Annotated in this window: 13 protein-coding genes and 1 pseudogene; 7 read left to right on the plus strand and 7 right to left on the minus strand. The window is 74.9% G+C overall.

Annotated features, from left to right (window positions below; all coding sequences use genetic code 11):
* The first annotated feature begins 26 nt into the window (after positions 1-26).
* The 3 genes from SSNG_RS03420 to SSNG_RS03430 all read left to right on the plus strand — a co-directional run bounded on the left by SSNG_RS03420 (position 27) and on the right by SSNG_RS03430 (position 5,352).
* Positions 27-2,789, plus strand: coding sequence for a hypothetical protein (locus SSNG_RS03420; RefSeq protein WP_007262398.1), 2,763 nt, complete (start codon positions 27-29; stop codon positions 2,787-2,789).
* Between the two features lie 41 nt (positions 2,790-2,830).
* The gene (locus SSNG_RS03425; protein ID WP_241695201.1) at positions 2,831-3,772 is read left to right on the plus strand and encodes an ABC transporter ATP-binding protein; all 942 of its coding nucleotides are present in this window, start codon (positions 2,831-2,833) and stop codon (positions 3,770-3,772) included.
* A 110-nt stretch (positions 3,773-3,882) separates the two neighbouring features.
* Positions 3,883-5,352 carry a condensation domain-containing protein gene (locus SSNG_RS03430; RefSeq protein ID WP_007262400.1) on the plus strand — a complete coding sequence of 490 codons (1,470 nt, stop codon included), beginning with the start codon at positions 3,883-3,885 and terminating at the stop codon, positions 5,350-5,352.
* Positions 5,353-5,364: 12 nt separating this feature from the next.
* Here SSNG_RS03430 and SSNG_RS43410 read toward each other — a convergent pair whose 3' ends face one another.
* The 5 genes and pseudogenes from SSNG_RS43410 to SSNG_RS03450 form a co-directional block, all read right to left on the minus strand.
* On the minus strand, positions 5,365-5,958 hold the full coding sequence (locus SSNG_RS43410; protein WP_241695287.1) for a hypothetical protein: 594 nt from the start codon (positions 5,956-5,958) through the stop codon (positions 5,365-5,367).
* Between the two features lie 373 nt (positions 5,959-6,331).
* Positions 6,332-6,985: pseudogene (locus SSNG_RS43415) on the minus strand (serine/threonine-protein kinase); the annotation flags it as partial.
* Between the two features lie 128 nt (positions 6,986-7,113).
* On the minus strand, positions 7,114-8,361 hold the full coding sequence (locus SSNG_RS03440) for a sigma-70 family RNA polymerase sigma factor (protein WP_007262402.1): 1,248 nt from the start codon (positions 8,359-8,361) through the stop codon (positions 7,114-7,116).
* Positions 8,362-8,440: 79 nt separating this feature from the next.
* Positions 8,441-8,800, minus strand: a complete 360-nt coding sequence (locus SSNG_RS03445; protein ID WP_007262403.1) for a YciI family protein — start codon at positions 8,798-8,800, stop codon at positions 8,441-8,443.
* Between the two features lie 248 nt (positions 8,801-9,048).
* Positions 9,049-9,318, minus strand: coding sequence for a hypothetical protein (locus SSNG_RS03450; protein ID WP_042800478.1), 270 nt, complete (start codon positions 9,316-9,318; stop codon positions 9,049-9,051).
* A 113-nt stretch (positions 9,319-9,431) separates the two neighbouring features.
* On the opposite strand from SSNG_RS03450, the gene SSNG_RS03455 reads away from it, so the two are divergent.
* From SSNG_RS03455 to SSNG_RS03465, 3 genes are all read left to right on the plus strand, one after another.
* Complete coding sequence (locus SSNG_RS03455; protein ID WP_007262406.1) at positions 9,432-9,776, plus strand: thioredoxin domain-containing protein; 345 nt, start codon at positions 9,432-9,434, stop codon at positions 9,774-9,776.
* Between the two features lie 152 nt (positions 9,777-9,928).
* Positions 9,929-11,116: a cytochrome P450 gene (locus SSNG_RS03460; RefSeq protein ID WP_042800479.1), complete on the plus strand. Its 1,188-nt coding sequence runs from the start codon at positions 9,929-9,931 to the stop codon at positions 11,114-11,116.
* Between the two features lie 5 nt (positions 11,117-11,121).
* Entirely contained in the window at positions 11,122-11,343 is a 222-nt protein-coding gene (locus tag SSNG_RS03465; RefSeq protein ID WP_007262408.1) for a ferredoxin, read from the plus strand.
* An 87-nt stretch (positions 11,344-11,430) separates the two neighbouring features.
* On the opposite strand, the gene SSNG_RS03470 is transcribed toward SSNG_RS03465, so the two are convergent.
* Both SSNG_RS03470 and SSNG_RS03475 read right to left on the minus strand, forming a co-directional pair.
* The gene (locus tag SSNG_RS03470) at positions 11,431-11,646 is read right to left on the minus strand and encodes a cold shock domain-containing protein (protein ID WP_007262409.1); all 216 of its coding nucleotides are present in this window, start codon (positions 11,644-11,646) and stop codon (positions 11,431-11,433) included.
* 112 nt (positions 11,647-11,758) lie between these two features.
* Positions 11,759-12,142 carry an HGxxPAAW family protein gene (locus tag SSNG_RS03475; protein WP_007262410.1) on the minus strand — a complete coding sequence of 128 codons (384 nt, stop codon included), beginning with the start codon at positions 12,140-12,142 and terminating at the stop codon, positions 11,759-11,761.
* A gap of 90 nt (positions 12,143-12,232) precedes the next feature.
* On the opposite strand from SSNG_RS03475, the gene SSNG_RS03480 reads away from it, so the two are divergent.
* A complete protein-coding gene (locus tag SSNG_RS03480) occupies positions 12,233-12,730 on the plus strand; it encodes a MarR family transcriptional regulator (RefSeq protein ID WP_007262411.1) in 498 nt (165 codons plus the stop codon).
* Positions 12,731-12,820 lie beyond the last annotated feature (90 nt).

Consider the following 12,820-nt stretch of genomic DNA (forward strand, 5'->3'; position numbering starts at 1 on the left):
GCCCGCCTGCGCCACGTGGAGGAGATATGACCGGCCCGACCACCGACCCCCGTACCACCGCGCCAAGGAACCGCGGCGGGGCCGGCTGGGTGCGGACGCGGCTGCGGGCCGCTCCCCTGGCCACGCTCCTGTCGGCCGTACTGGTCTTCGTCTCCGTCCTGCTGGCCACCGCGCTGCCGCGCGCCCTCGACCGGGGCGCCGACCGGGCCCTGCGCGCCTACCTGGCCGACCAGGGCCCGGAACGGACCAGCCTCACCGCCACCGCCGCGACCGGGCGGGGCCCGACGGGCGGGGACCTCCCGGCGTCCCTGGACCACGTGCTGGCCGCCCTGACCGCCGCCGTCGGACCGGGCTACCGCCTGGCGGACTCCGGTCCCGTGTACGGCGTCCGCGCGAAGGACGCACGGCCCCTGACGGGGCCCGGACTGGTCCGTCCGTCGGACGTCGCGCCCAACCTGGGCCTGCTGCACCTGCCGCAGGTCGCCTCGCACGGCCGGCTGGTCGAGGGGCGCTGGCCGTCCGGCGGCAGCGGCGGCGCAACCCTCCCGGTCGTCCTGTCCAAGAGCGCCGCCGACAGCATCGGCGCCAAGGTGGGATCGGTCCTGGAGGGCTCCTCGGGCATCGCCCCGCCGATGAGCGTCGAGGTCGTCGGCCTGTTCGCCCCGGCCGACCCGGACGAGGTCTACTGGAGCGACAGCGCCTCCACCTGCCTCGTGCGGGCCTGCCTCAAGTGGGACCAGAAGCACGAGACGTCCTGGTGGGACGCGGCGGCGCTGGTCGGCCCCGAGGGGATCGAGCGGCTGGCGGACTGGGGAACCCGCGCCACGGACTTCTGGCGGCTCCCGGTGGACACCGGTGCCCTGCGCACCGACCGGCTGCCCGAGGTCAGCGGACAGATCGCCTCGTACGTGGCCGGCCCCACGGCCACCCGGCTGGTCACCGAGACCGGCCGCACCGACATCCTGATCGCCTCCGAGCTGCCGAAGCTGTTCGCGGCCGCCGAGGCCCGCCGGCAGGCCGCCGCGCCGCTCGCCGCGATCGGGCCGGCCGGGGTCGCGGGCGTCGCCCTCGTGGTGCTCTGCCTGGCCGCCGGGCTCACCGGTGACCGGCGGGAGGCCGAACTGGCCCTGCTGCTGGCCCGGGGCGGCTCCCGCGCGGGGGTCCTGCGCCGGCTGCTGGGCGAGGGGGCCGTCACCGTGCTGCCCGCCGCCGTGTTCGCCGCGGCCCTCGGCGTCCTGCTGCTGCCGACCCCCCGCCTGGCGCCCGGCCTCCTCGCCGCCGGGGCCGTCGCCCTCGCGGCCCTGCTGGCGTTCCCCGTACGGGCCTTCGTGCTGCTGTCGGCCCGGCGCGCGGCCGCACCCCGGCGCAGGCTGGTGGCGGAGCTGCTGGTCCTCGCCGCCACCGCGGCCGCCGTCGCCGAGGTCCGCCGGCGCGGGGTCGCCCCGGCGGGGGCCGGGCTGGATCCGCTGCTCGTCGCCGCCCCGCTGCTGATCGCACTGTCCGGGGGGCTGCTGCTGGCCCGGATCCAGCCCCCGCTGGCACGGCTGGCGGCCCGGGCGGCGGGACGCGGGCGGGGCCTGACCGGCTTCCTGGGGCTGGCGCGCGCCGCCCGGGGGAACGCGGGCGGTGCGCGTCCCTCCGTCCTGCCCCTGGTCGCGCTGCTGCTGGCGGTGACCACGGGCGGGTTCGGGTCGGCCGTCCTGTTTTTCCGTGGACGGGGCCCGCCTTTTTGTTCGGCGCGGGGCGACGTCGGGGGCGACGCCCATGTGGCGACCCCGCTGGGGGAGGCGCTGACGCCGGAGTTCCTGCGGGCGGCCGACGCGCTGCCCGGCGTACGGGGTTCCCTGGGGGTGTGGACCGACCGGGACGCCCTCCTGACGGCGGACGACCCGACCGGCACCCACGTCAGGGCGGTGGTCGCGGACCCGGCCGCCTACGCCCGGCTGTCCGCGGGCGCCGGGCGGGGGCGCTTCGACCCGGCCCGGCTCGCCCAGGGCGGTACGGCCGGCGCCCCCGTCCCGGTGCTGATCAGCAAGAACCTCTCCGGGAAGGACTCCGGGGGCGAGTTCCGGATCCGTCTCGCGGGCGGCGTCGAACTGCGGGCCCGGCCGGCCGGCCTGGTCGAGGGCACCCCGGCGGAACCCTCCGTGGAGGCGGCGGTCGTGGTGGTGCCGGCCTGGGCCGTCACCGCCCGGGCGCCCCAGGCGGCGCACCCCAACCACTGGTTCGCCCTGGGCCCGGTCGACGAGGACCGGCTGCGCGGGCTGGTCCGCGCCCACGCGCCGGCCTCCGTCGCCGAGCGGACCTTCGTGCACACCAGCGCGGGGGTCACCGCGAAGCTCGCCGGCGACCCCCTCCAGCACGCGGCGGGGCAGCTGTTCTGGACCTCGCTGGCCGCGGCGGCCGGCTTCGCGCTGCTGTCCGTGCTGCTGACCCTGGTGCGGGCCGCCCCGGAGCGGGCCGCGCTGCTGGCCAGGCTGCGGACCATGGGCCTGCGGCCGCGGCAGGGCGTGGTGCTCGTCCTGACGGAGTCGCTGCCGCAGGTGCTGGCGGCTCCGCTGGGCGGTGCCCTGACGGCGGTCGCCGCGATCGCCCTGCTGGGCCCGTCGGTCGACCTGTCGACGCTGGTCGGCGCCACCGTGCCGGCCGGGCTGGGGCTGGGGCTGCGGCCGGTGCTCGTGCAGGCGCTGGGCCTGGCCGGGCTGGTGGCCGCAGCCGTGCTCGCGGAGGCGGCGGTGAACGGCCGGCGCCAGATCACCACCGAGTTGAGAGCGGGAGACCGACGTTGAACACCGAAGCGCCCACGTACGAGGAGCTGCGGCGCCAGGCCCTGGAAGCCGCCGCACCGCGCCGGCACGCCGCCGGCACGGCGATCGCCTGCGACCGGCTGGTCCGCATCTTCACCAGCGACGGGGTCGAGGTGCAGGCGCTGCAGGGGCTGGAGCTGACGGTGGCCCAGGGCGACCTGGTGGCGCTGGTCGGGGCCTCGGGCAGCGGCAAGTCCACTCTGCTGAACATCCTCGCGGGGCTGGACGTGCCCACGGCCGGCACCGCGACCGTCGGCGGCTACGACCTGCTGGAGATGTCCGCGCGCGACCGGCTGCGCTACCGGCGCGAGACGGTGGGGTTCGTCTGGCAGCAGACCGCGCGCAACCTGCTCCCGTTCCTGACGGCGGCTCAGAACATCGCCCTGCCGATGCAGTTGAAGGGCGGCGGGCGCGGCGCCCGGGCCCGGCAGTCGGCGCGGGTCGCCGAACTGCTGGAGGCGCTGGAGATCGGCGACCTCGGCGGCCGCCGCCCCGCCGAGCTGTCCGGCGGACAGCAGCAGCGGGTGGCCATCGCCGTGGCCATGGCCAACGACCCGGCGGTGTTGCTGGCCGACGAGCCGACCGGCGAGCTGGACTCCGAGACCGGTGCGGCCGTCTTCGAGGCCTTCCGCACCGTGAACCGGGAGCTGGGCGCCACCGTGGTGATCGTGACCCACGACCCGATGGTGGCGGGCGAGGTGCGCCGTACGGTGGCCATCCGCGACGGCCGCACCAGCAGCGAGGTGCTGCGCCGCACGGTGACCGACGAGCACGGCACGGAGTCGGTCAGCGAGCGCGAGTACGTGATGCTGGACCGCACCGGCCGGGTGCAGCTGCCGCACAAGTTCCTGGAGGCGCTGGGCATGGAGCACCGCGTCGCCGTCGACCTGGCCGCCGACCGCATCGAGGTCCGGCGCGACGACGCCGACGGGCCGGCCGGTGCGGAGCCGGACGGCAGACCCTAGACGCCCCCGCGTTCACCGTCCCGACCGGCGCCGGGGGTTCGGGCGTCACTTCCGCGCCCCGGGTGTCGTTAGGGGCTCGGGGCTGAACCGGGGGGCGAAGGGATGACGTAATGCGGCAGTTTCCTCTGCAGATGCACCACATGGAGCCGGGGCGCCTGGTCGAGTGGCGGTTGCGGGCCGCCGCCGGGGCGCAGGGACCGGACCGGGGTGACGAGCAGGGCAAGAAGGCGTCCTTCAACCAGGACAAGCACTTCACCGTCGCCGAGGAGAGCCGCGCGGACGACGACCCCATGGCGTCCTGGGTGGCCGTCACCTTCGAGATCGAGGGAGTCCTCGACGAACCGGCCCTGGCCGGGGCCCTGCTGGGCTTCGTCCGCCGGCACGAGGTGCTGCGCTGCGAGTTCCGACGGCTGGCCGGGGAGCTGTCCTGCGATCCCCTCGCGCCGGAGGTCCTGTCCCTGGAGGCCCACCACGTCGCCGAGTTCGACGACGTGGAGCGGCAGCGCGAGTTCCTCGCGGAACGGTTCACCCGCAGCATCGACACCCTGTCGTGGCCGCTGTTCACGATGGGCGCGGTGTTGCGCCCGGACTCCGCGACGGTGTACCTCGCCTTCGACCACATCGTCTGCGACGGCATGTCGATGCCGGTCGTCGTCCACGACGTGCTGACCTGCTACGAGGCGCTGCGGCGCGGGGAGGAGCCCGTGCTGCCGCCCGCGCCCAGCTACCTGGACTTCGCCGACGCGCAGCGCCGCCGCTACCTGTCGATCGGGGCGGACGACGAGCGCCTCGGCTACTGGAGGTCGTTCACGGAGCGGGGCGGGGAGTTCTTCCCCCGCTTCCCGCTGGACCTCGGCGTGGAGCCGGACCGGATGTACCCGATCGTCAACGAGGCGTCCACGCTGCTGGACGCCGCCGAGACCGAGGTCTTCGAGAAGGTGTGCGGGCAGGCCGGCGGCAAGCCGTTCATGGGGCTGCTCGGCTCGGTGGGCGTGTGTCTGCGCGAGGCGGGCGGGCCCGGGGTGTACCGGGGGTTCATGCCGGTCAGTGAGCGCGGGCGGGAGGACTGGAACAACTCGGTGGGCTGGTTCGTCAACACGCTGCCGATCGAGTTCGACGCCTCGCCGGGCAAGGACTTCGTCCAGGTCATGGGCGAGGTGCGGGCCGGGTTCGCCGAGATGATGCGCCACCTCGACATGCCGTTCGTGCGGGCCTGGCAGCTGCTGGCGCCCGAGGAGTTCGCCGGCCGCTCCTGGCCGTATCCGGTGAACTTCTTCTCGTACATCGACATGCGCCGCTGCCCGGGCGCCGACCGGCACGACGAGTGGCGGCCCGCGACGCACGTGTGGTCGGCGCGGGCCAACGGGACCTGCTCGTGGTTCCAGCGGGACGCGGACGGCCTGCACATGAACTCGCTGTACGTGGACACCCCGGCCGCGCGGCGCACGATGGGCGACTTCCAGGAGGCGCTGCGGCTCACCGTGCAGAGCGTGGCCCGCTCCGGCGGGTTCCGCAGGCCCGTGGCGCTCACGGCGCCCCGCCGGCCCGAGCCGGCGGTGGCGCGCGTCAGGAGGTCCTGATGACCACCCTCGTCAGGTGATCTTCCAGAGGGTCAGCGTGGTGACGTAGTCGGGCATGCCCGGGGAGAGGCCGCCTCCCGAGTGGGGCTGGACGTCGGTGATCCGCAGCATCGCCAGGTTGCGTTCGCTGGTGACGGTGCACAGGACCGTGCCCTTGGCGAGCGTCCCGCCCGTCTTCAGCTCCTTCTCGGGGAGCGCGACCGGCAAGGTGTCGGTGTCGACCCCGGCCCTGCACGCCTCGGGAGTGGTGCCGCTGCTCCTGCCCATGGGGGTGAGGAAGCGCAGGTCCGCGTCTCCCCAGGCCTGGTAGGTGAGTTCCATGCCGGTGACCTGGCCGATCTTGCCGCCGGGGAACAGCTTCGGTGCGTCCAGGTCGACGTGCGTGCCCGTGCTGGAGGCGGGTGCGCGCAGGGTGAAGGGCTTGTCCTCGAAGAGGAGGGTGTACGCGGGTTGCTTGGACGTGGCGGTGGCCGTGGCGGTGGCCGTTGCCTGAGGGGCGGCCGGGGCGGCGGCCGTCCGCCCGCCGCCCGACGGGGAGCCGCCGGTGGCGGCCGTACCGCCGTCGGGGCGTACGAGCGCCCAGGTCACCAGCGCGGTGAGGGCCACGGCGAGGACTCCCCCGCCGGCCAGCAGCGCGGGACGGACGGACCGTGCGGGTGGCGCCGGGGCCGGTGCAGTGGGCCTCGCTGGTGTCGGTGCCGGGAGGCGGCGCGGAGGGCCTCGGCGGGCCGTCACCGTGGGCTGCGCTGGACCGGTACGCGCCGGCGTCGGGTTCCGTGGGGGTGGCGCCCGGGACCTGGGCGGGCTCCGGGGGGTGTGCGGCGGCCGCCTCCCGGCGGGCGATCCGGTCCATGAGCGGTGCCGGCAGCCAGCCGTCGAACGCGCGCAGCGGCCTGCCCGCCGCCCGTTCGCACAGCTCCGCCACTTCGGCGGTGGTGATGCGCCGCGCCGGGTCGGCGGTCAGGGTGCGTTCCAGCAGGCTCCGCAGCGGCTCCGGGTAGCCGCTCAGATCGGGAGCCGCCCGCTCGGTGTTGGCGATCCGCACGGCGAGGGTGGTGGCGCCGCCCTCGCCGTAGGGGTGTCGCCCGGTCGCCGCGACGGCCGCGATCAGGCCGAGCGAGAACACGTCGGCGGCCGCGGTGACGGGCTCGCCCAGGGCCTGTTCGGGCGACATGTACTGCGGGGTGCCGACCACGCCGCCGCTGCGGGTCAGCTGGGTGGTGTCGGCCGCCCGCGCGATGCCGAAGTCGATGACGTACGGACCGGTCGAGCCGAGCAGGATGTTGGCGGGCTTGAGGTCGCGGTGGACGACCTCCGCCGCGTGGATGGCGCCCAGGGCCCGGGCGGTGCAGCCGACCAGCTGGTGGACGGCGGCCGGGGGGAGCGGCCCGTGCTCGGTGAGCGCGTCGGCGAGCGAGAGCCCGGGCACGAACTCCGAGGCGATCCAGGGGAGCAGCCCGGTCGTGTCGTGGTCGACGACCGGCACCAGGTGGTAGCCCTGCACCCGGCGGGCCGCGCGGACCTCCTGCTCGAAGCGGCGCCGGAAGTCCGGATCCTCTCCGTACTCGCGGCGGATCACCTTGAAGGCCACGGGCTGGCCGCCGCGCGTGTGCGAGAGGTACACGGTTCCCATGCCTCCCTCGCCGATCCGGGCCAGCAGCCGGTAGCCGGCCGTCTCCCGCGGGTCGAGGGGGCCGAGCGGGGTGAGTATGTCGTCGTTGCCGTTGATCACCACGTCACCCTAAGCCTTGTGACGAGTCGTCAATCCCCCTGAGCGGGACTCTCCTTGCCGAGGGCGGCGGCGCGGGCCAGCAGCAGGTCCCGTTCACGGGTGTTGCGGGTGAGGGCGGCCGCCCTCTCGAACTCGGCGCGGGCCTCGGGGCCGCGCCCGAGCCGCTCCAGCAGGTCCCCGCGTACGCTCGGCAGCAGGTGGTAGGAGCGCAGGGCGGGCTCCCGGGCGAGGGCGTCGACGAGCGGCAGGGCCGCTCCGGGGCCTTCGGCCATGGAGACGGCGACCGCCCGGTTCAGCTCGACCACCGGGGAGGGGAGCAGCTCGACGAGCCTGCCGTAGAGGGCGGCGATGGTCCGCCAGTCGGTGTCCTCGTAGCGCACCGCGGCCGCGTGGCAGCCGGCGATGGCGGCCTGCAGGGCGTAGGGGCCGCTGCCCGCCCGGTGCAGGGACGCGACGCCGCGCCGGATGAGCAGCCGGTTCCACCGGGCCCTGTTCTGGTCGGCGAGCAGGACGGGCTCGCCGTCGGGGCCGGTGCGGGCGGCCGTGCGGGAGGCCTGGAACTCCAGCAGCGCGGCGAGTCCGTGGACCTCGGGCTCGTCGGGCATCAGGGCGGCCAGGACGCGGGCCAGGCGCAGGCCGTCCTCGCAGAGGGCGGGGCGCAGCAGGTCGTCGCCGGCGGTGGCCGAGTAGCCCTCGTTGAAGACGAGGTAGATGACCTCCAGCACGGAGGTCAGGCGCTGTTCGCGGTCGGCTCCGCGGGGGACCTCGAAGGGCACCCCGGCCTGGGCGAGGGTCCGCTTGGCCCGGACGACGCGCTGGGCGACGGTGGGTTCGGAGGTGAGGTAGGCGCGGGCGATCTCCTGGGTGGTGAGTCCGGCGACCAGGCGCAGGGTGAGGGCGATGCGCGCGTCGGTGCCGAGCACCGGGTGGCAGGCGGTGAAGACCAGGCGCAGCAGGTCGTCGTCGATGTCGTCCGGTTCCGCGGGTTCGGGCGGCGGCGGTACGTCCTCCAGGGTGCGGCCGACCTCGGCGAGCTTGCGGGCGTAGGTCTCCTTGCGGCGGACGAGGTCGACGGCCCGGTGCCTGGCGGTGGCCATGAGCCAGGCGGCGGGCCGGTCGGGGATCCCGTCGCGCGGCCACTGTTCGAGGGCGGCGACCAGGGCGTCCTGTGCGATCTCCTCGGCGATGCCGACGTCCCGCACGATGCGGGTGACTCCGGCGATGATGCGCGGGGACTCGATCCTGAACACCGTCTCGACCGCCCGGGCCGCGCTCACCGCCGTCACGGCCACCCATCAGAGCAGCCGTTGCGGGGCCTGGCAAACGCGGCGCCGGGCGCGGGCCGGGGCGGCCGGGTCACATCTCCTGTACTTCGCGGACCTCGGCGCCGACGGTCCATTCCGCCGGGTGGGTCTCCAGGAACCGCTTGGTCCATTCCAGGGCCTCGGCCTTGTCCTTGCACTGGAGGAAGGCGTATCCGCCGACGACTTCCTTCGTCTCGGTGAAGGGGCCGTCGGTGAAGCTGGTCCTCCCGCCCGACCAGGTGACGCGGGTGCCTTCGGAGGTGGGGAGCAGTCCGGCGGTGTCGAGCATCACGCCGGCCTTGGTGATCTCCTCCATCAGGGCGCCCATGCGCTCCTCGAAGTCGGCGGGGAAGGGGGTGTCGGGGGTCAGGTTCTGCTCGTCGATGCGGATCAGCGTCAGGAAGCGCGGCATGGTGACTCCTCGGTCGTGAGGGCGGGGGCCTTTCCCCCGCCTCTCACCTGTGCGTCGAACGGGGGACGCCCGGATCGACAGCTCTCCGGAAAATTCTTCGGAGATCGCGCGGAACCGGCCACCGGGCGCCCGGCCGCCGCATCCGATCGGGCTCCGGCGGCCGAAGAGAGGGGCAGAGCCCCCGGTCACACGTCGGCGGTCCGGGGGCTCGCCGGCGTCCCGCTCGGGCGCTACCTGCTGTCCCCGGCCTACCTGCTGTCCCCGGCCCAGTCCCAGCGGCCCGGGTCCGAGCCGCGTCGGCGGTAGTGGGCGCGCCCGCCCGCCCCGTAGCGGCCTATCTCGGTCGGCAGGCGTGCCTCCTGCGCCAGCCGGTCGGCGCTCCAGCCGGTCACGTCGAGGAGGAGCCCGTCGAGGGGGCCGCCCACGAGCTCGCCGTAGGCGTGGCCGGGGCGCGGGCCCGGGTCGGGGTCTTCGTGGTCGGCGCCGTAGACGCGGCGGCGCGGCATCCTGTCGTCCATGGGCCCAGCTTCACAGCCGCCACTGACAACGGGCACCGGCGGGTCACCGGGCACCGCATAGGCTGGCGGCCACGTCATAGGCCACGTCATACGCGAACCGAGGAGCACCACCCATGGCCAGTCGGGTACACCGGCCCCTGGAGGACCAGGAATTCGACTTCATCAGCGGGATGGCGCCGGGGCCGGTCCTGGCGTACTTCACCGGCACCTGGCCCAAGGCCGTCGAGGCCTGCCGGGAGCTGGACTCCCTGGTCGCGGAGCTGGCCCAGGACCCGGAGTACGGCGCGCGGTTCACCGCCGTGCGCGCCGACATCACCCGCTGTCCCGCGACGGTGCGGCGCCACGGGGTGACGGGCGCCCCGACGGTGGTGCTGCTGCGGTCCGGCGAGGCGGTGGCGACGCACGCGGGTCCGGTGGGGCGGGCGGAGCTGCGGGCCTTCCTGGACGAGCACCTGTAGGCGGCGTCCCGGGGACCGCCCGGGCGGGCTCCGCGCGGCCCGGCGGGTGAACCCGGGCAGGCTGGCCGAAAGTGGCATAGGTGGGATAGGTGCCTCAGGCATGTAATGGAGTCCGGCGAGACGGAACCATCGCTTGCGAGGTGTTGCTTTCCATGTCCGAAGCCGTTGCCTTCCCCCAGGACCGAACCTGTCCCTACCACCCGCCGGCCGCCTACCAGCCACTGCGGGAGGGCCGGCCGCTCTCCCGGGTCACCCTCTTCGACGGCCGTTCCGTATGGGTGGTCACCGGCCACGCCGAGGCGCGGGCCCTGCTCGCCGACAGCCGGCTGTCGACCGACCGCACCAATGAGTCCTTCCCCTCCCCCACCGCCCGGTTCAAGGGGCTGCGGAACCGGCGGACGGCCCTGCTCGGGGTGGACGACCCCGAGCACAACGCGCAGCGGCGGATGCTGATCCCGAGCTTCTCGGTGAAGCGGACGGCCGCCCTGCGCCCCCGGATCCAGGAGACCGTGGACCGGCTGATCGACGCGATGGAGGCCCGGGGTCCGGGGGCCGAGCTGGTGGGCGACTTCGCGCTGCCGGTGCCGTCCATGGTGATCTGCGCGCTGCTCGGGGTCCCGTACGAGGACCACGACTTCTTCGAGGAGCAGTCGCGGCGGCTGCTGCGCGGCCCCTCGACCGCCGACGTGGAGGAGGCCCGGGAGCGGCTGGAGGCCTATCTGGAGGCCCTGATCCGGCGCAAGGGCACCGAGCCGGGCGAGGGGCTGCTGGACGAGCTGGTCTCGACCCGGCTGGCGGCGGGCGAGACCGACGTGGAGGAGCTCGTGGCGCTGGCCGCGATCCTGCTGATCGCGGGGCACGAGACCACGGCGAACATGATCTCGCTGGGCACCTTCACCCTGCTGCGGCACCCGGAGCAGCTGGCGGAGCTGCGGTGCGACCCCTCGCTGATGCCGGAGGCGGTGGAGGAGCTGATGCGGTACCTGTCCATCGCGGACGGGATGCTGCGGGTGGCCACGCGGGAGATCGAGGTCGGCGGGGTGACCATCCGGCCCGACGACGGGGTGGTGTTCTCCACCTCGGTCATCAACCGCGACGAGACGGTGTTCGCCGACCCCGACGCGCTCGACTGGCACCGGCCGGCCCGCCACCACCTGGCGTTCGGTTTCGGCATCCACCAGTGCCTGGGCCAGAACCTGGCGCGCGCCGAGATGGAGATCGCCCTCGGGACCCTGTTCGAGCGGCTGCCGGGGCTGCGCCTGGCGGCCGACCCGGACCGGATCCCGTTCAAGCCCGGCGACACCATCCAGGGCATGCTCGAACTGCCCGTGACGTGGTGAGCGGCGTGCGGATCTCCGTGGACCGGGACGTGTGCATCGGCGCCGGCCAGTGCGTGCTGACCGCGCCGGGGGTGTTCACCCAGGACGACGACGGTCTCGGCGAGGTGCTCGCGGGCCGCGAGGACGGCCACGGCAGTCCGCTGGTCCGGGAGGCGGCGCGCGCCTGCCCGGTGTCGGCGATCACCGTGCGGGAAGCCGGGGATGCCGCGGAGGGCCCGGCGCACTGATCGGGTGCCCCCTGCGGCGCACGGGAGCCCCCGCCGGACGACCGGGGGGGGGCTCCCGGGCGACGGGCACCGCGAGGGGGCCGGGGGCTACTGGGCGGACGACGTTTCTCCGCCTGCGGGGCCCTTTGGCCCCCCTGGGGGGACGTCGTACCAAGACCTGGATCGTTCTCCTCCCGGGGACTTGAAGGCCCCGTCCCCCGGGATGGGGGAGAAGTGCACGAACACGTCGGGGCCGCCGTCGTCCTGCGAGATGAAGCCGAACCCCTTCTCCGAGTTGAACCACTTCACGGTGCCAGTTGCCATCGGTACTGATCCTTCTCCACGTTCCGCTCGGGCCGCACGCTCGCGGCCGTCTCGATACTGCCCACCCGTCCCGCGCGCCACACGCCGAACGCGGCCAACCGGGGCGGCCGGGTCAGGCACCGCCGTCCGCGGCGGGCAGCGGGGCGGCGGCCGGGCCGCCGACGGCGGGACGGGCCGCGGACGCGGCCGCCGCGCGGCGCGGGCCGCTCGCCCGGCAGCCCAGGCAGTCGGCGTGCCCCGTCCGGGCCGCGGTGTCCCGGGCGCGCCAGTCCCACTGCTCGCGCGGGCGGGGGCCGCTGGGCTTGCCCCAGCCGGCGAGGTGCAGCAGCCAGGTGACGAGGCCCGCGGCCGCGACCAGGCCGAGGCCCAGCCAGATGCCCGGCGTCCAGGCCGCGCACAGTGCGGCCCCCGCTCCGGCGGATCCCAGCAGGGCCAGGGTGGTTCCGGTCCAGCCGGCCACGGTGTGGCCGAGGTCGACGTCGCCGTGGGCGCTCATGATTCCCCCTCTTCGGACGGGTGGCAGTACGCTCGGAGCAGAGTCGTTTATCTCACGAGCTAAGTAACTTAGATACTAAGGAGAATGTCGGTGCACGGCAAGCCCCGCCCCCCGGCCACGGCCGGGGAGGCGATCGCGCGCATGGACCAGTACGTGGCCCTCGGCCTCGTCGGCCAGCAGGAGGTGGCCCAGCTCCTCGGGATCAACGTCACCGACCTGACCTGCCTCGCCCACATCCTCGCCGCCTGCGACAAACCCCTCTCGGCCGGCGACCTCGCCGGGCTGGTGAACCTCACCACCGGCGCCGTCACCGGCGTGCTCAACCGGCTGGAGAAGGCGGGGTACGCCCGCCGGCAGCCCGATCCCGCCGACCGCCGGCGGGTACGGGTGGTGGCCGACCCCGAGGCCGCCGCCCGGGTCATCGCCACCTACCAGCCCTTCTACGACCGGCTCGGCACCGTGTTCGCCGAGTACACCCCCGACGAGGTCGCCGTGATCGCCGACTGGTTCGGCCGGGCGACGGTCGAGATGCGGGCCCACCTCGCCCGGGTGCGCTCCGGGGAGCTCGACCCCAGGCCCGGCCGGTGACCGGCTGGTAAAATGGCCGGGAAACTTGAGGCGCGGGGCGCCGTCGCCCGGTGCGGACGCGTACGACGAGCCGGGGGACCGTACCGAGGG

Source organism: Streptomyces sp. C (genome assembly GCF_000158895.1).
GTDB lineage: Bacteria > Actinomycetota > Actinomycetes > Streptomycetales > Streptomycetaceae > Streptomyces > Streptomyces racemochromogenes.